Raw genomic sequence first — 26,643 nt, 5'->3', positions numbered from 1 at the left:
TATCTTGAGAATGAGAGGTGGGAGCTTAATGAGTATCTATACAAAAGAAACACTTCAGCAGATAGCTTTAGAACATTGGCAAAAGGATGCAATGGAAAAATTCGAGGCAAAAATGACGGATAAATCCAAGCCCTTTCCTTGTATTCCTGCCACCCAAGGGTACCAGCTCCATCATTTTCGCTATGGTTTCGTTAGAAATTCCAATGCAAAGCAGCTTACCGTAATGCTGGAAGAATATTCAAACTACTTTCGAGAAATTGGTTCCTTTACATCATTAATTATTTTTTATGAACCAAATTGGGAATTACCTGAAAAAACCCCAGTTGAAAAATTTGAGCTGCTATTTTGGGAGCAGCTTAATCTTGTTCATGAATTCGATCAAATGAAATGGCCAAAACATATACCCCAAGATCCACATGATTCATTATGGGAATTCTGCTTTCATGGAGAACAATATTTTATGTTCTGTGCAACACCTTCCCATAAAAATAGATTAAGCCGGCATTTCCCATATTTCATGCTTGCGATTACTCCGCGTTTTGTTATTGAACAATTTTCTTCCAGTGAATCAAAGGCAACTAAAATCAAAGCATCGATTCGGAAACGTCTTTCAGAATATGATACTATTGCCATTCACTCTAATTTAAATACTTATGGAAAAAATGATAACTATGAATGGAAACAATATTTCTTGCACGATGATGACACAACCTTATCCCGCTGTCCTTTTCATTCAGTAATAAAAACAAGTAAGGACTAACATGGAGTCCTTACTTGTTCTATTATATTCTAATTTGTCCTGTTCCCTGCACAATCGCCTTTGTTGTCGTGATGGCCTTGAGTCCCATTGGGCCGCGGGCATGCAGCTTTTGTGTACTTATGCCAATCTCAGCGCCATATCCGAACTGTTCACCATCGGTAAACCTTGTAGAGGCATTATGATACAGGACGGCAGCATCCACCGCCTGGAAAAATAAACGGACATTTGGCTGATTTTCACTTATTATTGCTTCGGAATGCTTTGTACCATATTGATCGATGTGGTCAATGGCTTCGTTTATATCATTCACTAGTTTCACAGCCAGTACTGGCGCTAAAAATTCTATTTGCCAATCTTCTTCAGTTGCCAGACTGACAAACGAATATTTGGAAATTAATTCTTTATCGCCCCGCAGCTCGATCTCTTTTTCATGCAGCATATTTATTAATTCAGATATATATGGCCAATCTTTATGAATGAGAAGAGTTTCGGCTGCATTACAAACAGATGGCCTGTGTAATTTCGCGTTAATCGTGATCTCAGTTGCCATTTTTTCTTGTGCTGATTCATCTATAAAAACATGGCAGTTGCCAACACCCGTTTCTAGCACAGGAACCGTGGCATTTTGGATAACCGATAGAATTAATCCTGCGCCTCCGCGCGGAATAAGCACATCCAAATATTGGTTCAACTTAAACATATCAGAGGCCGTTGTGCGGCTTGTATCCTCTAACAGGTGAACAGCATCCGACGGTATCGCTGTTTCAGCAAGAGCTTCCCGCATTACTTGCACAAGTGCCAAATTGGAATGAAGGGCAGAAGAACTTCCTCTTAACAGAACCGCATTTCCGGCTTTTAAGCATAAAGTTGCGGCATCAACCGTCACATTGGGACGTGCTTCATATACCATGCCAATCACACCGAGCGGGACTCTTACTGTTTGAATATGCAAGCCGTTCGGTCTTTCCCAAGCCTCGGTAATCTCACCGATGGGATCTTCCAACTTAATGACCTGATGGATGCCTTCAACGATTTGGTCAATTCGCTCATCCGTTAACAATAAACGGTCTAATAATGAGGATGAAATTCCATTTTGTTTACCAGCTAAAATATCCTTTTCGTTCGCTGTTAAAATGCGTTTTTTTTCTATTAATATTTTATCTGCCAGTTTGGCCAGCGCTCGATTTTTTTCTTCGCTGGTAATCATTCCTAATTTCTTGGAAGCCTCTTTTAATTTTTTTGCTTTTATTAATAACTCGCTCATTAAACGTTCACTCCTTTGGCATAATGACCCAATTATCACGATGAATCACTTCTGCGTGTTGATTTATCGAATAAACCTTAGATTGCTCACTTGGTAATCCCTTAACTTTAAGTAGGTCTTGAGAGGAATAGTATACTTGCCCTTTCCCGACAATTTTTCCTTTTGGGTTGCGGACTTCTACTACATCCAGGGCATTAAATTCACCAGTTACATTCGTTACCCCTACAGGCAATAAGCTTTTCCCTTTTTGGACAATGGCCTGCTCTGCTCCTTCATCAATTTCGATGACCCCTCCGACTTGGGAATGATAGGCTATCCATTGTTTTCTCATCTGCATCTGTGTTTGGAATGGGCCTCCGATATACGTTCCGTCGCCTTTGCCAGCAAGAATATCAACCAATTTCTCCTTCCCTGCCCCCGTTCCCACAAAAACACTAACACCAAGCGATAATGCTTTTTTTGCTGCTAACAGCTTGGATTTCATTCCGCCGGTACCAACCATCGAACCGCTTTCACCTGCGATTCCCATAAGTTGATCCGATACTTCCGAGATGAAATGATATTTTTTAGCTTCCTTCGATACTTTTGGATTACCATCATAAAGTCCATTTACATCAGTTAAGATTATGAGAGCATTTGCATGTAAAAACCCGCTAACGAGCGCCGAGAGCATATCATTGTCTCCGAAGGTCAGTTCTTCAATCGATACTGAATCATTCTCATTTATGATTGGAATGACACCTCTTTGAAGGAGCTCCTGTATCGTATTGAAAAGATTATGGAACCTTATTTGACTGTAGAAGTCCTCTCGAGTTAATAAAATTTGCCCTGGAATAATATTAAACTCTTTAAATAGTTGAATATAATTTTGCATTAAGAGTGCTTGCCCTACAGCTGCTGCAGCTTGCTTCCCAGCAGTTGTTTTCGGACGGACTGAATATCCTAGTGTGCCAAATCCAGCGGCAACTGCACCTGAGGAAATTAGGATTACATCATGCCCCTGCTTTTTTAATAGTGACAATGCCTCAACATGATCACGGATTTTTTCCTCTGATATCGCTCCTGAGACATTTGTTAACGAGCTGCTACCAATCTTCACAACCACCAGCTGTTTTTTCATATTTTTAACCCTTCTTTTTTAAAAAATAAAAAACGACTCTCCTGTCCTAAATAAAAGGACGGAAAAGTCGTTTCCGCGGTACCACCTTCATTGATGCCAAGCATTACGCCTGCATCCACTTTCAACCCGTAACGTGGGGAACGGCTTATGTTTTCATAAGCAGCTTTACAAGGGCAGGTTCAATCCTCTTTCCGTGAGAAACCTTTCAGCCGGTGGGTTTCACTCTCTACCACATTCCAAAGATTTACTAGTCCCTTACCTTTTCTAAATTAATTTTCTTTGATTATCCATAGAAATGGCCAAAATGTCAATAGAATTTTTTGAAAATTTAGTTTAAAATAGAAAGAACCAACTGGAAATATCCAGTCAATTCAAACGTCAGCTATTGATTTGCTTTTTTCACCCATTCCGCAACCGTAACGGTCCGTTTAGCCTGATGCTTTACAGCAGCTTGCACATCTTCCACCATGTTCCCGCTCTGATCAACCGTTACACTTGTTCCATAAGGATTGCCTCCAGAACCGAATATAACCGGATCGGTATATCCTGGCGCCGCGACTATCGCACCCCAGTGGTACATCGTCGTATATAAGGAAAGAATGGTCGCTTCCTGTCCGCCATGAGCGTTTTGTGCCGAAGACATAGCACTAACCACTTTGTTCACTAGTTTTCCATTAAACCAAAGCCCTCCTGTTGTATCTAAAAACTGCTTCATTTGCGAAGGCATATTCCCAAAACGTGTTGGAACACTGAAGATAATGGCGTCTGCCCATTCCAAATCTTCCAATTTAACTTCAGGGACATTTGCGGTTGCTTCGACATGAGCTTTCCATACAGGATTTCCTTCAATAACTGATTGAGGTGCTAACTCAGGAACCTTTAATACCTTTACTTCCGCACCTGCTTCTTTAGCTCCCTCTTCAGCCCATTTTGATAACTGATGATTCGTTCCGCCCATGCTGTAATAAATAACGGCTAATTTTACATTTGTCATTGTTATTTTCTCCTTAGAAGATGAATTGAAAGAACATAAAAATTTTCTCCATAATTAACATCACTTATTCGTAAATGAATCAGCCTAAACAGAATTTTCGTAACCCGAAAGGAATATGATGGTAAAAATGAAATTATTATACTAAATTAAAGGGAGAGACTTAAATTGGAAACCAATAACCATAAAAGATTATGGGGTTATGCGCTCATTGGAATGTTAACAACAATGGTCGTATTAGCATTTGCAAGACTGTCCTATGGAGTTATCCTTCCTTTTATGAGAGAGGGTCTTCATATCTCTTATAAAGAAGCTGGATACTTAGGAACTACCACTTCTTTAGGATATTTGAGCACTATCATCTTTGCAGGAATCCTTGCGTCTAAATGGGGGAGTAAAAAGACCGTTTTACTGGGAATTTCTCTCGTTACATTAGGACTAGCTGGTTTATCCTTCACTTTTTCCTATCCAGTGACCTTTATTTTTATGCTACTCCTGGGTATTGGAACATCCTTTACCTATACACCTTTTATCTCTTTGCTCGTTACCTGGTTTCCGCAGCGAAAGGGATTTGTCATCGGCCTTACCACTAGCGGCGCTGGAATTGGGATCCTTCTTGCAGGAATCATCGTCCCCAACCTAAGCAGCCTCAATGGAGATATCGGCTGGAGAATTGCCTGGGGGATATTCGCTTTTATTGGACTTGTAGTGGTGATTTTAACGCTAATATTTATAAAAAATCCTCCCTTGGAAAACGCAGGCAATCAAAATCGACAACAAGCATCAGTCAAAGAAATTTATAAAAATCCAAAAGTAATTAACGTTGGGCTTATTTATGGAATAATCGGGATTACCTACATAGTCCAAATGATTTTTGTCATGAGCTATATGATTGAATCAGGAATTAATGTTAAATTTGCCGGCCAGTTAATGGCACTTAATGGAATCTTATCGATTTTTAGCGGGCCCATTTGGGGATTTATTTCCGATAAAATCGCCCGCCGAACATCCTTGATATTAACGATGGGTCTGACCGCTTTCTCGATGCTTCTTCCTGTAATCTTTCCAACAGTCATTGGTTTTACCATTCATACCGTTATTTTAAGCTGTACATCTACAGGATTATTTACCTTAACGCAAGCTTCCAGTATGGATCACGTGAAGCCTGCTGACATGCCTGTCGCCTTTAGTTATGTCACCTTCTATTTTGCTGTTGGGCAATTTATTGGACCCGCGATCGCCGGCTGGCTGATAGAGGATTGGGGGGGATTTAAAAGTGCATTCCTTTTTTGTTCCATCTGTTTACTTTTAGGTTTAGGTTTAACACTTAAAGTAAAGAACTCTGTTCAAAATCAACAGGCCAAAACAAACATAAAAACCGAATTAAATGAAGAAGTTTTATAAAAAAGGAGAGTACTAGTTATGAAACTAGCACTCTCCTTTTTTACACTTTTTCTGTTTCAAATTCTTTTATTAATTCCTGACGAATTTTATATTTCTCAATTTTATTCGTTGGAGTCCGCGGCAGGTCGATGGTAAAGCGGATATACTTTGGCCACATATATTTAGGCATTTTATCTTTCACCCATTCCCGTAACTCTTCCTCGTTTAAAGCGGCTCCGTTTTTCTTAACCACATAAACTGCGACATCATCTTCCTCTCCAACTTCTGCTGGGACTGGGAAAGCAGCACATAAGTCAATATCTGGATGACCGTTAATGATATCCTCTAATTGATACGAAGAAATCTTTTCTCCTCGGCACCGGATCACACTGCCAAGACGGTCAACAAAATAGTAAAATCCATCCTCTCCAAGGTAACCTGCATCACCACTGTGGAACCATAGATTCTTAAAGGCCTTATTTGTTGATTCAGGTTTATTAAAATATTCTGTTAATACGAGGTGAGGCAACCGCGGCCGAAAAGCAATCTGACCTACCTGCCCGACAGGAAGTTCAATGTCATTTTCATCAAACACTTTCACTTCAAAATAAAAGGTGGGTTTCCCCATGAAGCCTTTTTTCAAGTCCTGCTCCCCATTAATGATGGGAATATTCAACTTATCACAGACATTGATAATTTCCTGTCTGGAAAGACCTTTATATAATTCCTTCGGGGTCCCTTCATCCTCTTTTGTTTCGAGAATGACACTGGCAAGCGGATTCCCCGACTCCGTTTGCCCAAATCCGGCGGTCACATAATCAAATCCAAATCGCTTTGCTACCTCATTATGATATTTGGGAAGCGGCTGCATATGAACTTTATTAATGGTATTCAATCTATCGTCTTTTGACGGTTTGGCATTCATTAGCCAAGGAATCATCACATCTAGTAAAATTGCCGCAGTGGATCCACTTTTTTCAATCCGCTTCCAAAATTGATTAGGACTAAATTTATCCCATAATGCAACGGTACACCCCGTATAGGCAGCTCTCGCAATATTGGCAAACGCTCCGCCCACATGATAGAGAGGAAGATCATTATATACCACATCTTCAGGAGACATACATGCCCTCATTCGCAGGGTATATCCATTAATCCAGCGATGCGATTGGACCACTCCTTTTGCTGGCCCTGTCGTTCCAGAAGTATAAATAATATTGGCTGTATCCCAATAGTTCAATTCTAGGTTGAGGTTTTTGGTCTCCTCCTGTAAAAACCGATCCAAGGAGATTTCGTTATAGTTTAAATCCAGAGAAATTTCAGCAGTTTCTGCAATATAATCATGATCTCCCTCTTGGGGATTATAAACAGCTGTGCACAAATGGCCTACTTCGGAGGCAATTTCATTTAAAATGGGCACCATGGACCTCTCGGTAAAAAGCAGCTTTGGTTTTGTATCTTTTAACTGATAACTAAGAAGTTTACCCCGATAATTAAAATTAATCGGACTAAATATCGCTCCACATTTCCAGATTCCAAACATAACCATAGTGGTTATTAATGGGTTCTTTAAAAAGACAGATACACGGTCTCCTTTCTGGACTCCTTTAGATTTTAATGAATGTCCAATACTATTTGTCATTTCATTAAACTTTTGATAAGTGATTTGTTTATCAGCTTCTCCATAGTATATAAAAGTTTTCTCTCCTGCTACCTTCGCCCAATGCTCAAGGCATTTAGAAACGACTTCCTCCTTAGAAGAAAGCTCCTTTAACAAATCCTCCTGTTTCATCGAAAGTCACCTTCCTTTTATGAATTTTAATAAAAAAATCATGGCCTCATTCCATGGCGTGAAACGCCTAACTGTTGCGGGAGAAGTTCGTATGCATCTTTCACCCATTCACAGAGCAATGGACGGGTATCACGGGGGTCGATAATTTCTTCAATGCCAAAAGCCTCTGCCGTTCGAAATGGAGATCTAACTGATTCCATTTTTTCTAGTAATTCTTTTAATAGTGCTTCTGGATTGTCACTAGCCTCAAGTTCACGACGATAAGCAACATGAACACCCCCTTCAACCGGCAGTGAACCCCAATCCCCTGAAGGCCATGCATACCTCAGGTTCAACCCATGACCATTTGACATTCCTGCACCGCCTACACCAAACACTCTTCGCATAATGATTTCAACCATTGGAACAGATGCTTGATAGATAGCTGAGATGGCACGCACCCCTTTTCGGATGGTTCCCTTCTTCTCTGAAGGAAGTCCAATAACCATGCCAGGCTGGTCAACCAAATTCACAATTGGTAAATGGAAGGTTTGACACAGGTCGACAAAACGCTCTATTTTCTCAGAACTCTCTGCTGTCAGTCCGCCGCCATTTACAAATGGATCGCTTGCTAATACTCCAACTGGATAACCATCAAGCCGAGCAAAACAGGTTAGGGTCCCTCCTCCGTAAAATCGTCCCATCTCGAAAATTGACTCTAAATCAAATATCATGGTGAGCAGTTCACGAATTTTATAAGGCGCTCTTCTATTTTTAGGTATAACTGAAATCAAACGTTCGTCCCTTCTTCCAGGATCATCCCCAGCTGGTTCCACTGGCGGAAGCTGCCAAACACTTGATGGCAAATAGGAAAGGAATGTACGGATTTGTTCAAAAGCCTCTTCTTCTGATTTGGCCATATTATCTACCGCCCCACTAGTGCGGTGAACCTGCACCCCTCCAAGATCTTCTTTTGTTAAATCCTGCCCCATGCCAAATTTTACAACTGGAGGTCCAGCTACAAATAGTTGGGAAGTCTCTTCCACCATTACAGAAAAATGGGACGCGGCAACCCGCGCAGCACCCAGTCCGGCAACGGAGCCTAGGCAGGCTGCAACAACAGGGACACGTTCCATATTGGCAACGACTAAATCCCATGCAGGGTTTACAGGAACATATGTATGTCCCTCTAAATCTAGGAATTTTACACTTCCACCGCCACCTGTACCATCCACTAACCGAATGATTGGCACCTGAAGGTCATGAGCCAATTGCTCTGCGTAGATCTGTTTGCCACGGATCGCTCCATCCGCCGCACCGCCTCGGACAGTAAAATCATCCCCGCCTACAACAACCTTGCGGCCTTTCATTCGCCCTGTCCCCAGGATAAAATTTGCTGGTGTAAATTCTATTAAATTCCCATTTTCATCATATTTGCTTTTTCCAGCGATTGCCCCACGTTCATGAAAGGTGTCATGATCAAGGAGCTTCTCAATTCTTTCACGTACCGTCAGTTTGCCTTGGGATATATGTTTTGAGACTCTTTCTTCTCCTCCCATTTGGCGTGCTAAAGCTTCCCGTAGGTGCAATTCTTTAATTTCCGGTTCCCAGGTCACTAGATTTCCTCCTTAAACTGTATTCTTAAATCTATTATTCTTAATAAAAGCACGCTGTCCATCTTCTCTCCGCCACTTCTACAAGAGGAGGTTCTTCCCGTTGACAGCGCTCTGTAGCTAAAGGACAGCGAGTATGAAAGCGGCAGCCACTTGGAGGATTGACTGGACTTGGGAGATCCCCGCTTAGAAGTATACGCTCGCGGTCTCGCATCGTTGGATCTGGCTCTGGTACTGCAGAAATCAATGCTTTGGTATAAGGGTGCAGCGGATTCTCAAATAATGAATCCGTTTCGGAAATTTCGACCACTTTTCCTAAATACATCACCACAATACGATCACTGATATGCTTTACTGCCTGAAGACCATGAGCAATAAAAATATAAGATAAACCCAAATCTTCTTGGATATCTTTCAGGAGATTTAAAATTTGAGCTTGAATGGATACATCAAGGGCGGAAACAGGTTCATCGCATACGATCAGCCTGGGGTTTAATGCCAATGCTCTGGCTATACCAATTCTTTGACGCTGCCCACCGGAAAATTCTTCGGGATAACGCGCGCCATGTACAGATCTCAGTCCAACCCGTTCTAATAATTCATCTACCCGTTTTTTCCGCTCCTTACTGGTTCCAATCTTATGCAGAACTAAGGGTTCTGCAATGATATCGGCAACACTCATTCTCGGATTCAGAGATGCATAGGGATCCTGAAAGATCATTTGAATTTTTTTCCCTAAATCCCGCTTACTTCGTCCTTTTGATAAAAGTGAGCTGCCTTCAAAATGAACCTCCCCATCCGTTGGTTCAAGCAGCCCAACGACCATCCGGCCCAAGGTCGATTTTCCGCATCCGGATTCACCAACAAGTCCAAGAGTTTCTCCTTGTTTCACTTCAAGGTTAATCCCATCCACCGCTTTTAACCATTTGGTTTTCTTTCCAAATAATCCACTGCCAATGGGATAATATTTTTTCACATTTTTAATGGAAACCAATGGTTCAAGCATGCTTTGTCACCTCTTCGATTGGCCTTTCCTGTAGATTCCAGCAAGCTGCCCTTCTTTGTGGTCCTATATTCTCCAGGTATGGAGTATTACTACTGCATTGATCGTTTGCTTGACTACAGCGTGAATAGAAATTGCAGCCGCCTGTAAGCTCTAGAGGGCTAGGAACGGTACCGGGAATGGCATTTAAGCGTTTTTTCGATTGTCCTCTTAACTTTGGAACACTTGCTAACAAGCCTTTTGTATAGGGATGCTTTGGGTCCTGGAAAATCGAATAGACGTCGCCTTCTTCTACTATTTTCCCGCAGTACATGACAAGAACCCGATCCGCCATTTCCGCCACAACCCCTAAATCGTGAGTAATCAGAAGAATGGATACACCTGTTTCTCTCTGAAGTGACTTCATGACATTCAGAATTTGGGCTTGAATGGTCACATCTAATGCTGTGGTGGGTTCATCGGCAATTAACAGAGATGGATTGCAGGCAAGAGCCATTGCAATCATAATCCTTTGCCGCATCCCTCCTGATAACTGATGGGGATAATCTCTGAGCCTGCTTTCAGCATCAGGAATCCCTACCTTATTTAACAAATTTATGACAGTTTGCTGCGCTGTTTTGTAACTAACCCCTTGGTGGAGTTGGATTGGTTCTGCGATTTGTTTTCCGATTGGATGTAAAGGGTTTAAGGAAGATAACGGGTCTTGGAAAATCATTGAAATTTCATTGCCGCGAATTTTCTTCATTTGCCTTTTTTTCATCGTCAGTAAATTATGGCCTTTAAACGATATGATACTTTCTTTACCATAAGTGATGGTGGGCGCATTCAGTCCCATAACCGATAACGCGGTTACACTTTTACCGCTGCCAGATTCCCCCACCAATGCAACAATTTCACCTTTTCCAATTTTAAAAGAAACATCATTTACCGCTTTTACAACCCCTCCAGTTGAAGGGAAATACGATCTAAGATTATTTACTTCCAAAAGTGGTTCAAACTGCTTACTCAAACCGCTTCCCTCCTAAGTTCGCTTGATTTTTGGATCAATTGCGATTCTTAATCCATCACCGAAAAAGTTACCGGCTAAAACTGAAAGCAAGATTGCCGCTCCAGGGAAAATCATCATAAATGGATTGACAAAAATCATACTGTAGGCTTGATGAAGCATGCCTCCCCAACTAATTTGCGGTGACTGTGCCCCCATTCCAAGAAAACTTAATGATGCCTCCACCAAAATCGCCAAACTAAAACTGAAGGATGCTTGAACAATGATTGGAGAGGCGATATTAGGAAGGATATGCCGATACATAATCCACAAAGGTCCAGCCCCAGAAATCTTTGCCGCTTCCACATATGGTTCACGCCGGACTTGAAGAGTTTGACCTCTTGCCAGTCTGGCAAATTGCGGAGTGAAGATGATTCCAATCGCGATCATCGCGTTCCATAGGTTAACTCCTAAGGCACCTGTAATTCCTAAGGCGAGAAGAATTGCAGGAAATGATAAAATCGCATCAACAACCCTCATGAAAAGATCATCGATGATGCCGCCAAGATATCCTGAAATAATTCCCAAGGGAACTCCAATAAATAGAGGAATTAAGATTGCGATTAGCCCTGCTTGTATGGCCGCCTGTGATCCAAGAAGCAATCTTGTAAAAATGTCCCTTCCCAGTTCATCTGTTCCAAACCAGTGCGAGCCATTTGGTGCAATCATCACTTGGTTCAAATCCTGTGCTTCTGGGTCAAAGGGGACAATGTATCTGGCAAAAACAGCGACTAGGACTAAAATGATCAAATAGATCAAACTGACGAATGCCAAGCGTTCACGTTTTATCCTTTGTAATATAATTCGAAACTGCATGTTGTGCCCTCCTTCTTAATCAAATTCAATTCGAGGATCCAAAATGCTATAGAGTACATCGGTAATAAAGTTAATGATGAGGACCATCACAACCATTACTAAGACGACACCTTGAAGCATTGGAAAATCCCTTTGCAGTATTGAATTGACTGCCAGTTGTCCCATTCCAGGAATAGCGAAAACGCTTTCAATCACAACCGTTGCACCAAGCATGTTCCCAAATAGTAGCCCCGCCGTTGTTACGACAGGTAAAAAAGCATTTCTAAGTCCATGCTTCCAAATAACTGGCCATAATGATAATCCTTTAGAATAAGCAGTACGAATATAATCTGAATCCATACTCTCAAGCAGTGAAGATCGTAATTGTCGTGTGATTTGTGCCGCGCCAAATGCACCTAAGCAAAAGGCTGGGAGAAGAACACTTTCTAAAAATCCGCCCGAATTTTCAAAAATACTAACGAATCCTGTAGCAGGAAGCCAACCAAGCTTGACACTAAATAGGGCTACCAGCAGCATCGCTAACCAAAAATTTGGAATGGCAGTCCCCAGCGTGCCGAAAAACCTGGCCACATAATCCATCCAACTATTCGGCTTTAAAATGGAGGTAATGGCAAAAAACATCCCTATCAGAAAGGAAATAATCATCGCAGAAATAACTAGCTGAATCGTAATCCCCAGTCTTGAAAACACTGCATCACTTACAATTTCCCCTGTAAAAAGGGATCTCCCTAAATCTCCTTGTAAAGCATGTAATAGCCAATTCCCATACTGGATGAGCACAGGTTGATCCAGACCCAGTTGACTTCTCAACTGGGCTAGTTTTTCTGCCGTTGCATTATCTCCAAGAAGTGCAAGAGCAGGATCACCCGGTATAATCAAGATTAGGGAAAAGACCACCAAAGTCGTTACAATCAGCATGGGTATAACATAAATCAAGCGGCGTAACAAAAATTTATAAAACATTGGCTCTCTCCCTTCCTATCCTCTTTATTATTGTTCCAGCCACAAGTAGGAGAACTTTGGTTTCCCTAGTAATGTTCCTTCAAAGCCCTTAACCTTTGGCGACATGGCTGCAGTAGAAGGGGTAAACATAATAGGAATCGTCATCGCTTCTTCTCCCATTGCAATCTCATTTATTTCGCCATATAACTTTGCTCGCTCTTTTTGATCATACGAAGCTGCTGCCTTTGAAATCAATTCTTCTTTTTTAGGTGTTGTCTCCCCGCCAACATTGTAGAAACCTTTTCCGCCTAGGAATAAACTGATTGTTTGTTGCGGGTCGGGACGTCCTGTCCATGCCGTAAGATTTGCCGGCAACTGCTTTTCATTAAAGTAAAGAGCTACTCCTTTTGTGAGCTCCATTGGCTGTATGTTAATCGTAAAGCCAGCCTCCTTGACTTGCCCTTTTATGGCTTCCGCCAATCTTTGATAGAATGGTGCTGTTGGCGCGAACATATCAAATTTGACATTTTCAACTCCTGCCTGTTTCAATAATTCCTTTGATTTTTCAGGGTCATATTTAATTTTCATATCAGGATTTGCTGCCCAGTAATCACTTGGAAATGTTTGATTAGCCGACTCGCCTTCCCCAAAGGTTAAAGCTTTTACAAGGGCATCACGATCGATGGCATATTGAAGCGCCTGCCTGACTTCCTTTTTATCAAATGGGGCCATTTTGGTATTTAAATAAATATTATAGAACGCTACCTTCATTTTCGAATCTAACACTATATTCTTATCATTCTTTAAAACTTGACTATTGTCAGGTGATACATTCCAATAGAATTGAACCTGACCTGATTTAAGTGCATTTAATCTTGTATTTTCATCAGGCATAATTTTAGCTGTTATTTTATCAAGGTATGGAAGTCCTTTTTGCCAGTAATCCTTATTCGCTTCAAATTGAATTTCTCCGTTTCGTACCCATTTGACCATCTTGTAGGGGCCTGTCCCCACTGGGTTTTGGCTGAAGTCAGCACCAAATTTTTGGACTGCTGCAGGCGAAACCATCATCCCTGAACGATCAGATAGGGCAAGGATAATGGAGGAATCTGGCTGTTTTAAATGTAGTTTCACCGTTTGTGGATCGACAACCTCTACAGATTCTACATTAGATAAATCGGATACTTTTGATTCTTTCGATCTTACCCGGTCAAGGTTAAATTTAACGGCATCAGCGTTAAATGGGGTTCCATCATGGAAGTTTACCCCTTTTCTTAAGTGTAGAATAATGGTTTTATCATCCGAGGTGTCCCATGATTCCGCAAGGCCTGGTTGAGGTTCAAGATTCGCATTATAGTTTACTAATGTGTCAAAAACTGGATACAGCAGCGGATGATCGTTCCCGGAATTGCCAAGGATGGGATCGTAGTTACTCACATCAGAGTCATAAGCAACAACAAGGCTGCCTCCCTTCCTTGGTTCGCTGTTTTTTGGGCTTTCCTTGCCTGCTGAATTTTCACCAGCGGTAGAACTGTTTTTGGTGCAGCCAGCCACTAACAATAATGTGGCTATTAGGACAACGGATAAGACTTTGTTAATTTTTCTCATGGACAACCTCCTTATAATTTGCCTTCTCTTTTTCTTCATCTACAAGCAGCCTACGAAGCAATTTGCCAGTCCCGGTAACTGGCAGGCTCTCCCTGAATTCAACATAGCGGGGATATTTATAAGCAGCCATTTTTTCCTTGCTCCATCGGATAATCTCCTCTTCTGTAATCCTGGTTTGGAATTCCGGTTTAATCACTACAAAAGCCTTTACTGATTCGCCGCGAACGGGATCTGGCACACCAATCACAGCTGCTTGGGAGATGGCAGGATGGTTCATCAGCATAATTTCAACATCTTCAGGAAATACACTGTATCCAGAACACTTGATCATTTCTTTAATACGGCCGAGAAAAAATAAATATCCCTCATGATCCAACTTGCCAATGTCACCTGTATATACCCATCCATTGCGAAGCGTTTGGGCTGTTGCTTCTGGTTTATTCAAGTATCCTTTAAAAACACCGGGATTTTTAACAATAATCTCTCCCTCTTCCCCAATTGGAACCTCCCTACGCGGTTCATCAATAGACATGATTTTTATTTCTGTTTCCAATACAGGCTTGCCAGTAGTACCAAATTTGACAGCTCCTTCGGACATCAGCGTATCGGCCGTATGGGTTTCACTTAGCCCGTATGCTGATTCAAATAATCCTACACCTGTCAGCTCCCTCCATTGATTCGAAATTTCCTCAGTTAAAGGAATGCCAAAGCTGGTGCATGCATTCAATCTAAGTGAACGAAAGTCAACCATATTGGCATCTGGATGCTTCATAATGGCTATATTCATAGGAACAACAGTCTGAGCTACTGTGACCTTGTACCGCTCGATAACTTCCATTGCCGCTTCTGGAGTAAAACGATTAAGTAAGACCAGAGTTCCACCAGTAAAAATAACGACGTTCATGCCTAACATGCCGGCAATATGGCAAATTGGCATAATGGATAATGATATATCCTGTGCTGTTGTATTCCTTGTTTGCGCAACACAATAAGATTTATATAATGCATTTCGATAAGTCAGCATCGCCCCTTTCGGCTGTCCAGTCGATCCGGACGTATAGACAATAAGGGAAACATCATTTTCCACATCAATCTCTATTTTTGGAGGGTTTGCCATTTTTGATTGAAAAATCTGTATTAAATCAATGCAATCCGCTAAGCTTTTCTTTGGGGGTATTTTTTCTGGAAACTCTGGCTGTGGAATTTCTGGAAGAAAATCTATGTAGCTCGTAGTAATAACCAATTCTATCGGAGAATGATTTCGAACCTGGTCTACAATGGGGTACAATTGATCCAAGGCGACGATTGCTTTTGCTCCTAAATCATTCACTTCATAGGCCAATTCCCATTCCTTAAACATGGGACTGCATGGACCTACAATTGCTCCAATTTTCTGAATTCCAAAATGACAAATAATATATTGAGGACAATTGGGTAAAAAAAGCGCAACTTTGTCTCCCTTTTTAATTCCACAGGAATGAAGAAACATCGCGAAACGATCTGATAAATCATCCAGTTCCTGATAGGTAATCGTTTTTCCATAAAAGATGACCGCTTCTTTATTTGGTGTGATTCGTGCATAATGGCGAAGATACTCATGTAGCGGCTGGTTAACATTATTCCAACTCAATTATGATATCCCCCTCATTAACAAATTCTCCTTCTCTTACTTTCACATCCTTTATAACTGCTTTTGACTCAACTGTTATCGGAATCTCCATCTTCATTGACTCAAGAATAATTACATCATCTCCAGACTCAACAATATCACCTGTCTTTACCAAAACTTTGAAAACATTTCCCGCCATATTGGATGAGATATGTCCCAACCTTCCCACTCCCTCTCGACATTTAATGAAATGATTTTTCTTTACACAAGGTAAGCGTTTACAATATTCTGAAACTATTTCTGAAAATTCTGTATTTACAGAAAGTATATGGAATTGATAGAATGAAAACAATGTTGATTCACATAGCTTTTCTTCTAATAAACTATGGAAGTTCACAGTGAGGTGATAGATCTATGTTAAATCCTGCACAGCTCAGATCCTTTTTTATCCAAAATTTAGGAATTTCATGTTATGAGATTTGGTTTTATACTCCTGTAGAACATCGATGGATCTTATCAGATAGACAGGGTATTTGTGCTTTTCCTTCCTCAACCACCAAAATGGGGATTCAACCGTCCAGCTTGGAAAACCCCCAAATGTTAACACTGGAATATCCACAAGACTATAAGGTTACAATCCTCTATACTGAAACAACTACTCCATTAGAAAAGGATAATATTAACCTTTTATACCACCTGATGTATCCCTTTTACACTGATCTCTTGATGAAAAGAAAAGGAATAGAATTGGAAAAGCTGATCGAGGGTGTGCAAAACATTACGGTTTCACTAGACCTTGATGAATTATTGGCGAAAATTTTAGATAACGTAGCCGCTGTGATTCCGGGATCGGAAGCCTGCGTTTTTTGGATGTATAGTCCGGCATTAGACCGTTTAGTATGTAAAGCTTATAGAGGATGGAAAAAAGAAATAGAAAAAGTACGATATAAAATTGGAGAATCCGTAACAGGCAAAACATTTCTCGATGGACAACCAAGAATCTATTATTCATTTCGTGAGGCTAATGAAGCGATGGAAGGAACATCCGACGAAAATTACAAATATTTAATGCATGCTTTTCACAATCACAGGGTAAAAGTATCTGTCACTATTCCGATAAAATTTCGAGATGAAATTATTGGAGTTTTAAGCATTCATCAAGATGACCGCGAACGGAATCTTACTGATTGGGATTTTCAACTTTTACAAGGATTAGCTGCACAAATTGCGATTGCGATGGAAAATGCAAGGTTGTTTACGGAAATTAAACGAAAGAATCAAGTCCTAGTCAAACGAAACGAAGTCGATTCTACACTTTCACAGCTCTCTGTCCAAAATAGAGGAGTTGAAACGATCACTCAAGAATTAAATCGAATGCTTGGTTTGTCATTAATATTTGTGGACATGATCGAAAGCGAACACTTTCCAAAGCAAAAAGAACATCCTTTTTCGATGGATGAACTAACAAAACTCCTATCCAACCGAAAAGTTCCTATTTACGTTGAACTTTTCGATCAGGATGAAAAGGCATTTTACATTTACCCAATTTTAGTTGGATCTGTTTGTAACGGATGTATGATTATTGTTATTAATCGACCATTAACACAGCTGGAACATATCATCATTGACAGAGGGCGATCTGTGCTAGCAATGGAATTAGCCAAAAAGAAGTCATTGGCAGATATCTATTATAAAAAGACCCATGAATTTTATAATGACTTATTATTAAACGATAACCCTGATTTGCTAACCAAAAAAGCGATGAATCTTGGCTTGGATCTTAAATCAAACCTGTTCTCGGTTATTATTACGATTGCTAATTTTAAAGATCTTCAAATTCTAGATAGCATCGTTCATCGATTCATATCACGAATTAAACAAGTCCTATTAGATCATAACAAAATCGTATTTGGTAATCATAACAAAGTTACCATTCTATTCTCTCTTACGAACCCCGAAAACAAACGATCGGTAATGAGAAAATTGGATACTATTTTAAAAGAAAGTGAACTTAATGATCATATCCACCTGTTTGTCGGAGTTGGTTCGGTTTACCAGGGAATTGAATCTGTTGCCAAATCGCACAATGAAGCGAATAAGGCCGTCTCATATCTTATCTCACGCCAAAAATCAGGTATGATCCATTTTTCCGATATAGGGATAAACCGCCTGTTTATTAATCAGTCTTCCGAAGAGATTGAAAGGTTCCTTGAAGAAATTTTCACGCCTTTGAAATCCATTAAAGGTAATAATAATGATTTAGAAAAGACGCTCATAACTTATATACAAACAAATCGCTCGTCAGCTAGGACAGCTCAAAAGCTGCATATTCATGTAAACACACTTTATTTGAGGCTGAAAAAAATTGAAGAACAATTAGGCATGTCCCTTGAACAACCTGAGAATTTTTTAAAAGTGCAGCTTGCCTGCCATTTGCGTGAATCGTTTTTATAAAACAATTGTCTGTCATCCTCCTTCTTTAGTTTTATCTTCTATATGAATCTTCCGTGCATATCTTTAATACAAAAGGAAAAAAATGAAGGAGGAATACATCTTTGAATAAACTGGAATTTTTAGAAGCTAACCGAAATTTCAAAAGTTATTATAAAACCCTTCGCGATTTGAACAATTTTCTAAGCAGCTCTCCTGAGTCACAGGCTGCAAACCAAGCTATTACCCAATTAATCTTTGAATTTATTCGCATTAACGGTGTGACCTTTAGGCAGATGGACCGTGACCAATTCGAAAGAGAATATCAAATTTTTCAAGAGGATTTTATAAATGTTATTCAAAATAGTGGAGAAAACAATGTTGATTTCAATAGGTTTGCAGCCCTTTTAGATGAAATAATCGGAATCGCAAATCTAAGGCAAGATGCACTTGGAAAAATACAACGAACAAAGCAAGAATCTCCATTAGGGGAGGACGATGAGGAAAGCTCAGATGAAGCAATCGAAATTAATGTGGAAGCTCAAGCGGAAATTACCGAAGTACTCAACACTGCTGTAGAAGATGGCAATGAAGAAAATAATATTGATCCTGCCGTAAACAGCAATGATGTTAGAAATGAAATAGAGAGCAGTGAAGAGTTTACCACCATCGAAAATGATGAGGAAAGCAAAGAGGAATCAATCGAAAGCAGCAATGATCGTGATAAATTCAGATATCGGAGATTTCGATAGCAGGGAAATAGAAAAAAGCATCGGTGATGCTTTTTTCTATTTCTACCTTCCATGGAACTGACTTAAAATGTACTCCGATATCTTCGCTGATTCTAGCCGAGCTGCAATAAATGGAGGCTTAATAGCCTTAATCCCCTCTATCATTATTCCAAGCCAAATAATCTGGTTGTCAATTATTAAAAAGGGAAATGGGATAATTTCTTGAATTAATTGAGTTGGCAGTAAATCCGTCCAGTCCTCCTCCGATAAAATAATCAATGACGTCCGTTTATCTCTATTTTTCAATTTTATTTTCCATTCCTCCGACAATTCGGTGCCAGCTGGTAGTGACAGCGCAATGGAAGACCTGGCTGAATCAATATCCTGGAATACTTTTTCAAGTTTTCTAGCATGCATCCAGTGTAACTTAGAATGCTGATTTCTGATCCACGTTCCAATTTCACTATTTCTAACTGCTTGATTATGTCTCACTTGATATTCGACTAACTGTCGTAATGTTTTCGAATGATATACATGACTCTTTATAAACGCTTGATTGCTGACATGAATGAATTTTCCTTTCGTCCTGGTGATGGCAACATTGATTAATCGTTCACTATCTACGCCCGTTAACAGCATGCCAGCACGTTCCTGCGGTTCACCATCCACTGTATCGAAAACCATCACATCCCGCTCGCTGCCCTGAAATCGATGCACGGTTGCAGAAATAATTTCAGCGTTTATGCGTTCTTTTTCATATAAATCCTCTAATAACAATTCCATCAAATTGGCTTGAGCCCGGTACGGTGTAACATAACCAATAGAATGTGCTCCCCCTAAATAGGATTCATGAATAACCTGAAAAGATAGCAGCAGCTGCCAGAGATTTAGCCTTGAATTGGAGTTTTTTTCTGAGATGCAATGTGCACCAGTAAAGCTTGAATCTACTAAAATTGAAGCACGTCCAGGAAATGGTTGATTTTCAACTATTGTCTTGCGTGACTTTTGAACACTTTCATGATCACCCACAAGTGAATGATAAATGTATTGATTGGTAAAGGATGAAATGTCCGGATGCATCCTTCTCTGTTCTTTTAGTAAAAATAAATGCGGGTGCAACTTGCCATCCTTAACCCAATCAACCACTCCGGCCCGATGAAATATATCTTCCTTCAACCATTTAGTTACTAAAGCATCTCTGGAAGCAGCAATTGACGGCAGCTGCTTAAAATCACCGCAAATGATGACTCTTTTTCCTAATGATGATGCAAATCCGGCTTGAGGAACATATGCCATGCTTGCCTCATCGAGAATGATTACGTCAAAATCTTTTTCATATATCGCGGGGTCACTCGCTGCTTTAGCAAGTGTCGTTCCTACAATAAAAGAATTCTTGACAAACTCAATCTCCTTTTGGCGAATTTTCTCAAGGACCTTCGCAATCTTGGTCTCCAGCTCCAGCAATGAATGGGTGTCTCTTTTACTAAAAGAACGTGCTAGATCTTGTTTAAGCTTCCGTCTTTCCTCAACTAAAAGTTTTTTATCTGCTGCAAGCTCTGGGTCTTGTTTCTCAAGCAGTTGACTAGATGTAACCGTATCATGATTGGCAAGCTGTTCCCCGGTTAAAAACCCATACCGAAGGATGTCCCCTTCATTAAATCGATTTTTCTTAGTAACAAAGCTTGAAATCTCACCTATCAGTACATCGACTGCTTGGTTGCTATGTGATAATATGAGCACTCGCTTTTCCTGGAAATATTTATTTGCGGCCACTCGAGCAAGTGTATACGTTTTACCTGTTCCAGGCGGCCCCCAAACAAAAGTGACTGGATTATATTTTGAGCGTAATAATAACTCATGGACATTACTTTTAATTTTTTCCTGCGGGTGTTTGGCCGGCATCGAGGGATCCATTAACGTCTTAATCCGGCGACGTTTCTCCTTACTTTTCTTCATTTCATCCAGGCGTTGAATTAGCTGTTCGAGCAATTCCCATGGGTCATGAATTAGATAGGACTCATCTAATAAATCTCCGAATGATTTTTCTAAGGATAGCATGACCCCTTTTCCCTCTGATGACAGGACACGTCCTGATTGCTTCATACTGCCCCATACTAGTTTAATCGCTGTCCCCACTGGAATCCGTAAATTACTAGATGTATCAAAATAATAGGTATACGAACCTTCGGTAGAGAGCAGCCTTCCATTTGTAATGAGGTATTTAGTACTGCCGTATTTTTTTAAATAGTTTATTTCATTTTGCAATGCCTGCTGCCATTCTTTGATATAGGCTAATGTAGATGTCATAATTCTCTTCCTTCTAAAATAAAAAAAGCTCAACCATTTAAAGATTGAACTTTTTGCTAATGGAATAACTATAACATGTTATCTATTGGTATTCCAATTTTATTAGATAGACACATCACCAATTGAGAATGTGCAATTTAATACATTTGAAATTTTTGCTAAGGTGGAAATCTGTACATCCAGATCGCCTTCCTCAATAGCAGCGATGGTTTCGGCATTTAGGCCTGATAATAGGGCAAGTCTTTCTATTTCAATTTCACGATTTAATCTAATTTTCTTTAATTGATGTCCAATATTGTTCATTAGAAACACTCCTCTATTATGTAAGCGATTACATTTTGTTAATATCATTATAGTAAAATATCTAAAAATATTCAATACTTTTAGATTAGGAGTATAAGAAAAATGAGTTTTTCATATAGAGTGAAAACCTATATGAAAAACTCAAACCTTCCATCGATCATGTTAATATCCGGTTCCTTGTCCACCAGTAATAATTGCAATACTTGAACTAGCACCGATTCTAGTCGCGCCAGCTTGAATAAGTTTTCTAGCAGTATCTAAATCTCTAACACATGCTGATGCTTTAACGCCCATATCTGGACCAACTGCCTCGCGCATTAATTTGATATCTTCTGCTGTAGCACAGCCTGGTCCAAAACCAGTTGATGTTTTAACAAAATCTGCACCAGCCATTTTCGCTAAAATGCAAGCCTTTTTCTTCTCTTCAATTTCAAGAAATCCGGTTTCAATAATAACCTTAACTGGAGCATTACCTTTAGCCGCTAATACCACACCTTCAATGTCTTTTTTAACGGTTTCGAAATCACCTGATTTTAGTGCTCCAATATTAATCACCATGTCGATTTCAGTAGCTCCGTTAGCAATCGCATCCCGTGTTTCGGCGATTTTAACAAACGTGCTGGTTGCTCCTAATGGGAAGCCGACAACTGTGGTAACACCGACACCTGAGCCTTTAAGTTCATTTGCCGCAGTCTGCACCCAATACGGATTCACACAAACAGTTGCAAATTTATGTTCCTTCGCTTCCTCACAAAGCTTTACAATTTGGTCCTTTGACGCTTCTGGCTTTAATAATGTATGGTCGATCATTCTAGCAACAGATGGACCAGTAATAATGGTAGAAGCAGAACCTTCTTTATAGGTTACGTTTCCGGAAACAGCTGGTTTAGTTTCCTTTAACTCTTGTTTATTGGTTAATTGCTGCATAATTTGATTAGTAATTTGTTCCACTAATGCTTCGATTTGCATCTTGCTCACCTCACGTTATTCTAATCGATCAACGATTCCGGCAATGACGGCATCAAAAGAGCCCTTTGGATCTTCTAAAATGTCGCGTGCCGAACCACCTTCCTCAAGTAAAAGTACATAATCGCCAACCCCGGCGTGGAACCGATCAAATGCGATGATCGGTTCGCCGTTTTCTTTTCCCGAAGCATCAACCGGGATGACAACCATTAGTTTTTTGTTTTGATGGCTGGGTGTCTTTATCGTTGAAACGACATTGCCAACGACCTTTGCTAATTTCATTATTTTACAACTGGAAGAATTTTTTCGATATCTGAATGTGGTCTTGGGATAACATGTACAGATAAGAATTCGCCTACACGCTGTGCAGCATCTGCACCTGCTTCTGTTGCTGCTTTAACTGCGCCAACATCACCGCGAACCATTACACAAACTAAGCCGCCGCCAACATTAACCTTTCCTAGCAAAGTTACGTTTGCTGCTTTTGTCATTGCGTCTGCTGCTTCAATTGCCCCTACTAAACCTTTAGTTTCGATCATTCCTAATGCGTTGCTCATTTATATTTCCTCCATTCGTTTCGTCACGTTATAGTAATCAATGATTCCTAAAATCCCGGCATCTGATGGAACTAAATCTTTGTTAAGCGGTAAGGAAGACTCTCGGCTTTTTGCAAGATAAACAAGATCTCCTTCGCCTGACTGTCCAATCGTATCAATAGCCACAAGTGGTTTGCCTTTATCCTTCAACTGGTCATCAACCGGTTGGACAATCAGAAGCTTTAAACCTCTTAAATTATCATTTTTATGAGTACAAACCATTTTTCCAATTACTTTGGCTACGAACATAGTTTAACCTGCCTTTATCTGTGTAAAAACCGACTTTCAATTTCCATAATTTTTGTAACGCGTCGATCATGACGTCCGCCGGCAAAATCAGTTTGCAGCCAGGTTTTCACTAATTGCTTGGCAAGACCTTCTCCTATAAACTGCCCGCCGATCGACAACACGTTGGCGTTATTATGCTCTTTGCTGTTGATGACTGAGGACAAATCCCAACACACCGCACCGCGAACTCCAGGTATTTTATTTAAAACCATTCCGCTGCCGACGCCGACACCATCAATCATGATGCCAACGTAGTCATCATTTGTGGCAACTGTTTCGCCCACTAAAAAAGCGATATCGGGATAATCTACTGATTCGTTAGCCTTACAGCCAAAATCAAGATATTCATAGCCTAATTCCGTTAAATAGGCTTTTAACTTTTCTTTCAGTTCGTATCCACCATGGTCACTGCCAATCGCAACTTTTTTCATTACCTTTGTTCTCCTTTGGCAAATACATTGATAATTCCATCAAAAGACTGGGGGTTTAAGCTTGCGCCCCCGACTAGGACACCATCAATATCCGGCATCGCACTGTATTCGGCAGCATTGCTTTCATTAACAGAACCACCGTATAAAATCGAGATTTGGTCTGCTTTTTCACCCAGGATTTGTTTTAAAACAGAACGGATATAAGCATGAGTTTGTTGAGCTAATTCAGCTGTTGCTGACTGCCCTGTTCCAATGGCCCATACCGGTTCATAGGCTATAATCAAATTACTGGAATCAATTTCCTTTAGTGCACCAACCAGTTGGGTCGATAATATGTGTTCTGTTTGCATCGAATTTTTCTGACCCAGCGTTTCTCCTATGCAGATAATCGGGATGAGTCCGTCTTTGATTGTCTGTTTCACTTTTAAATTCACTAAATCATCATCTTCACCTGCAAATTGTCTTCTTTCGGAGTGGCCGATTATCACATATTCACAGCCAACATCCTTCAACATATTTGTGGATGATTCACCAGTGTAGGCACCTTTTTCAGCCCAATGGGCATTTTGTCCACCGAGATGAATCGGCTTTCCAGATTGTTTAATGAAAAGATGAGCGGGATAAAGCAGCTGGGATGGCGGACAGACCACCACTGAAACGTCCTTGCTGCTGTTTATTTTTTGAAAAAACTCTGCAGTCGTACTAAGTGTATTGTTCATTTTCCAATTCGCAATGACATAGGTCTGCCGGTCACTTTGGATTTGCAGCTCGCCGAGTGTGTGAACAATTGTGTCCCTTACGAGATTTTTGATAAAGCTTTCAATGGATTGTTCCATTTCGCTTCCCCTTATTCACTTTTTGGCAGAATACCTTCAACATCGCCGTTTGGACGTGGAATAACGTGTACTGAAAGAAGGGTTCCAACGCGTTGAGCTGCTTCTGCACCAGCTTCTGTTGCCGCTTTAACTGCGCCTACATCTCCGCGAACCATTACAGTTACAATACCTGCACCCACTAATTCTCTGCCTACTAATGTAACATTTGCTGCTTTAACCATTGCATCTGCCGCTTCGATTGCACCTACCAAACCTTTTGTTTCAATCATTCCTAATGCTTCTTGACCCATGATATTTCCTCCTTTAGGAACCTCTAATTTTTGTTTTATTTGCTTTTTTGTTTTTTCTGATTGTGAAGTGACGGTTTTTTCATCTTTAGATTTTGCCAATTAACACACCCCACTAGATAATTCTAAATCCATCTACTAAAACGCAGCGGCGCTGGCGTGTAAATGTTTTTGCGCTGGTTAACCCTTCTCCGGTTGGACCTGCAATTGTCAGTGTCGTGAAGCCTTCACTTTCAAAGCCTAATCCCGAAACGGAAGGGCCATTTTTAACAAAAATAGTTGCTTGAATTTCCTGCGCCATTTTTGTCAAGTTGGTAATGTTTTGTGAATGCATAATCGCTGTGTGACGGTTGCCCTTTTCAGCGATTACCGCTAATTCAATGGCTTTATCAACATCAGTGACTCTGACAATTGGTAAAATCGGCATTAACATTTCAGTCATCACCAATGGGTGATCCTTGTTTGTTTCCGCAATAATCAATCTCACATCAGGGCTTGCCTGAATGCCAGAAGCTTGTAGGATAAAGTGGGCATCCTTCCCGATGAAATCACGGTTTGGATAATACTTATCGTTTTTCTTTACAAGCACTTTTTCAAGCAGCTTTTCAAATTGAAAGCCTTTAAGCTCAATCGCGCCATTTTTCACCATTTCAGATTTAAGGGCATTTGCCACTTTTTCAACAACAAAGACCTCTTTTTCAGCGGTACATAAAACATTGTTATCAAAGCTTGCTCCCTTGACAATATCTGCAGCGGCCTTTGAAATAATCGCTGTTTCATCGACGACAACTGGCGGATTTCCAGGACCGGCTGCAATTACCTTTTTGCCTACAGCCATTGCTGCCTTTACGACAGGACCACCGCCTGTCACAACAAGTGCATTTACCTGTGGATGGTTCATGACCTGTGCCGACGTTTCCAGATTTGGAGCTGCGACAGAGGTCAAAGTATTTTCAGGCCCGCCTGCAGCCACAATGGCTTCGTTAAGCAGCTGCATGGTTTTAATCGAAACTCGTTTTGCACTTGGATGCGGGTTGTAAACAACCGTATTCCCTGCTGCAAGAAGAGAAATCGAGTTATTGATGATCGTTGCAGCCGGGTTTGTGGATGGAGTAATCGAACCAAATACACCAATTGGTGCATATTCCACTAGCGTTAACCCATCATCACCAGAATAAGATGTACTAACTAAGTCTTCCACGCCAGGTGTTTTGTTCGTGGCTAGTAAAATTTTTGCAACCTTATCTTCCACTCTTCCTAGACCCGTCTCTTCAACAGCAAGCTTAGCCAGCTCATTGACATGCTTCCGGCTTACTTCGCGCATGTTCTCGATCATTTGTCTTCGTACAGCAACTGGAAGCTTGCGAAGCTTTTCCCATGAAAGTCTTGCTGCTGCAGCCGCTTCGTCAACGGTGGTAAACACGCCATCGCCAAAGCTGACTTCTGGTAATGAAGAAACCGGGCTGCTCTCTGGCTGATTTTGGCCTAATTGCTGCAGCACTTGTTCAACCATTTTTTTGATATCGGTTTCGTTAATTTGCAA

The 26,643-nt window shown here is 40.6% G+C and carries 26 protein-coding genes; 4 read left to right on the top strand and 22 right to left on the bottom strand.

From position 1 onward, the window contains the following. The first annotated feature begins 28 nt into the window (after positions 1–28). On the top strand, positions 29–760 hold the full coding sequence (locus AC59HZ_RS16100; protein WP_496546810.1) for a YqcI/YcgG family protein: 732 nt from the start codon (positions 29–31) through the stop codon (positions 758–760). A gap of 22 nt (positions 761–782) precedes the next feature. Here AC59HZ_RS16100 and AC59HZ_RS16095 read toward each other — a convergent pair whose 3' ends face one another. The 3 genes from AC59HZ_RS16095 to wrbA form a co-directional block, all read right to left on the bottom strand. Beyond that, positions 783–2,024 carry a glutamate-5-semialdehyde dehydrogenase gene (locus AC59HZ_RS16095; protein ID WP_496546809.1) on the bottom strand — a complete coding sequence of 414 codons (1,242 nt, stop codon included), beginning with the start codon at positions 2,022–2,024 and terminating at the stop codon, positions 783–785. Between the two features lie 7 nt (positions 2,025–2,031). After that, a complete protein-coding gene (gene proB, locus AC59HZ_RS16090; RefSeq protein WP_496546808.1) occupies positions 2,032–3,144 on the bottom strand; it encodes a glutamate 5-kinase in 1,113 nt (370 codons plus the stop codon). A gap of 382 nt (positions 3,145–3,526) precedes the next feature. After that, complete coding sequence (wrbA, locus tag AC59HZ_RS16085; RefSeq protein WP_430063192.1) at positions 3,527–4,138, bottom strand: NAD(P)H:quinone oxidoreductase; 612 nt, start codon at positions 4,136–4,138, stop codon at positions 3,527–3,529. A gap of 165 nt (positions 4,139–4,303) precedes the next feature. Here wrbA and AC59HZ_RS16080 point away from each other — a divergent pair, with 165 nt between their 5' ends. Next, on the top strand, positions 4,304–5,539 hold the full coding sequence (locus AC59HZ_RS16080) for an MFS transporter (protein WP_496546807.1): 1,236 nt from the start codon (positions 4,304–4,306) through the stop codon (positions 5,537–5,539). A gap of 40 nt (positions 5,540–5,579) precedes the next feature. Here AC59HZ_RS16080 and AC59HZ_RS16075 read toward each other — a convergent pair whose 3' ends face one another. The 9 genes from AC59HZ_RS16075 to AC59HZ_RS16035 are packed head-to-tail and all read right to left on the bottom strand — an operon-like array spanning position 5,580 to position 16,145. Then, the gene (locus AC59HZ_RS16075; RefSeq protein ID WP_496546806.1) at positions 5,580–7,310 is read right to left on the bottom strand and encodes an AMP-binding protein; all 1,731 of its coding nucleotides are present in this window, start codon (positions 7,308–7,310) and stop codon (positions 5,580–5,582) included. 38 nt (positions 7,311–7,348) lie between these two features. Beyond that, the gene (locus AC59HZ_RS16070) at positions 7,349–8,905 is read right to left on the bottom strand and encodes an acyl-CoA carboxylase subunit beta (protein WP_496546805.1); all 1,557 of its coding nucleotides are present in this window, start codon (positions 8,903–8,905) and stop codon (positions 7,349–7,351) included. A gap of 40 nt (positions 8,906–8,945) precedes the next feature. Then, positions 8,946–9,908, bottom strand: a complete 963-nt coding sequence (locus AC59HZ_RS16065) for an ABC transporter ATP-binding protein (protein ID WP_496546804.1) — start codon at positions 9,906–9,908, stop codon at positions 8,946–8,948. After that, the gene (locus tag AC59HZ_RS16060) at positions 9,901–10,914 is read right to left on the bottom strand and encodes an ABC transporter ATP-binding protein (RefSeq protein ID WP_496546803.1); all 1,014 of its coding nucleotides are present in this window, start codon (positions 10,912–10,914) and stop codon (positions 9,901–9,903) included. The genes AC59HZ_RS16065 and AC59HZ_RS16060 overlap by 8 nt, the downstream gene beginning before the upstream one ends. A gap of 12 nt (positions 10,915–10,926) precedes the next feature. Then, positions 10,927–11,766, bottom strand: a complete 840-nt coding sequence (locus AC59HZ_RS16055; protein ID WP_496546802.1) for an ABC transporter permease — start codon at positions 11,764–11,766, stop codon at positions 10,927–10,929. A gap of 15 nt (positions 11,767–11,781) precedes the next feature. After that, on the bottom strand, positions 11,782–12,729 hold the full coding sequence (locus AC59HZ_RS16050) for an ABC transporter permease (protein ID WP_496546801.1): 948 nt from the start codon (positions 12,727–12,729) through the stop codon (positions 11,782–11,784). A gap of 27 nt (positions 12,730–12,756) precedes the next feature. After that, positions 12,757–14,316, bottom strand: a complete 1,560-nt coding sequence (locus AC59HZ_RS16045) for an ABC transporter substrate-binding protein (RefSeq protein WP_496546800.1) — start codon at positions 14,314–14,316, stop codon at positions 12,757–12,759. After that, the gene (locus AC59HZ_RS16040; RefSeq protein ID WP_496546799.1) at positions 14,303–15,946 is read right to left on the bottom strand and encodes an AMP-binding protein; all 1,644 of its coding nucleotides are present in this window, start codon (positions 15,944–15,946) and stop codon (positions 14,303–14,305) included. Before AC59HZ_RS16040 ends, AC59HZ_RS16045 begins: the two co-directional genes overlap by 14 nt. Beyond that, the gene (locus AC59HZ_RS16035; protein WP_496546798.1) at positions 15,933–16,145 is read right to left on the bottom strand and encodes an acetyl-CoA carboxylase biotin carboxyl carrier protein subunit; all 213 of its coding nucleotides are present in this window, start codon (positions 16,143–16,145) and stop codon (positions 15,933–15,935) included. The genes AC59HZ_RS16040 and AC59HZ_RS16035 overlap by 14 nt, the downstream gene beginning before the upstream one ends. Before the next feature lie 377 nt (positions 16,146–16,522). Here AC59HZ_RS16035 and AC59HZ_RS16030 point away from each other — a divergent pair, with 377 nt between their 5' ends. Then, positions 16,523–18,379, top strand: a complete 1,857-nt coding sequence (locus AC59HZ_RS16030; protein ID WP_496546797.1) for a helix-turn-helix domain-containing protein — start codon at positions 16,523–16,525, stop codon at positions 18,377–18,379. 101 nt (positions 18,380–18,480) lie between these two features. Further along, positions 18,481–19,107, top strand: a complete 627-nt coding sequence (locus tag AC59HZ_RS16025) for a hypothetical protein (RefSeq protein ID WP_496546796.1) — start codon at positions 18,481–18,483, stop codon at positions 19,105–19,107. 42 nt (positions 19,108–19,149) lie between these two features. On the opposite strand, the gene AC59HZ_RS16020 is transcribed toward AC59HZ_RS16025, so the two are convergent. The 10 genes from AC59HZ_RS16020 to AC59HZ_RS15975 form a co-directional block, all read right to left on the bottom strand. Further along, complete coding sequence (locus tag AC59HZ_RS16020; protein WP_496546795.1) at positions 19,150–21,393, bottom strand: AAA domain-containing protein; 2,244 nt, start codon at positions 21,391–21,393, stop codon at positions 19,150–19,152. A 102-nt stretch (positions 21,394–21,495) separates the two neighbouring features. Further along, positions 21,496–21,696, bottom strand: a complete 201-nt coding sequence (locus AC59HZ_RS16015; RefSeq protein ID WP_496546794.1) for a helix-turn-helix domain-containing protein — start codon at positions 21,694–21,696, stop codon at positions 21,496–21,498. A gap of 162 nt (positions 21,697–21,858) precedes the next feature. Further along, the gene (gene deoC, locus AC59HZ_RS16010) at positions 21,859–22,506 is read right to left on the bottom strand and encodes a deoxyribose-phosphate aldolase (RefSeq protein ID WP_496547059.1); all 648 of its coding nucleotides are present in this window, start codon (positions 22,504–22,506) and stop codon (positions 21,859–21,861) included. A 174-nt stretch (positions 22,507–22,680) separates the two neighbouring features. Then, positions 22,681–22,944: a EutN/CcmL family microcompartment protein gene (locus AC59HZ_RS16005; protein WP_496546793.1), complete on the bottom strand. Its 264-nt coding sequence runs from the start codon at positions 22,942–22,944 to the stop codon at positions 22,681–22,683. Continuing rightward, positions 22,944–23,219: a BMC domain-containing protein gene (locus AC59HZ_RS16000; protein ID WP_223590451.1), complete on the bottom strand. Its 276-nt coding sequence runs from the start codon at positions 23,217–23,219 to the stop codon at positions 22,944–22,946. Before AC59HZ_RS16000 ends, AC59HZ_RS16005 begins: the two co-directional genes overlap by 1 nt. Next, positions 23,220–23,507, bottom strand: a complete 288-nt coding sequence (locus AC59HZ_RS15995; RefSeq protein WP_496546792.1) for a EutN/CcmL family microcompartment protein — start codon at positions 23,505–23,507, stop codon at positions 23,220–23,222. 14 nt (positions 23,508–23,521) lie between these two features. Then, positions 23,522–23,977, bottom strand: a complete 456-nt coding sequence (locus AC59HZ_RS15990) for an RpiB/LacA/LacB family sugar-phosphate isomerase (protein ID WP_496546791.1) — start codon at positions 23,975–23,977, stop codon at positions 23,522–23,524. After that, positions 23,977–24,813 (bottom strand): triose-phosphate isomerase, encoded by an 837-nt coding sequence (tpiA, locus tag AC59HZ_RS15985; RefSeq protein ID WP_496546790.1) that lies wholly within the window; start codon positions 24,811–24,813, stop codon positions 23,977–23,979. The genes AC59HZ_RS15990 and tpiA overlap by 1 nt, the downstream gene beginning before the upstream one ends. Before the next feature lie 11 nt (positions 24,814–24,824). After that, complete coding sequence (locus AC59HZ_RS15980) at positions 24,825–25,103, bottom strand: BMC domain-containing protein (RefSeq protein ID WP_223590918.1); 279 nt, start codon at positions 25,101–25,103, stop codon at positions 24,825–24,827. Between the two features lie 112 nt (positions 25,104–25,215). Next, on the bottom strand, positions 25,216–26,643 hold the full coding sequence (locus tag AC59HZ_RS15975; RefSeq protein WP_496546789.1) for an aldehyde dehydrogenase family protein: 1,428 nt from the start codon (positions 26,641–26,643) through the stop codon (positions 25,216–25,218).

Source organism: Neobacillus sp. DZ-9 (assembly GCF_059587065.1).
The sequence above is the reverse complement of the archived record's forward strand: the minus strand, read 5'-3'. Positions and strand labels throughout refer to the sequence as shown.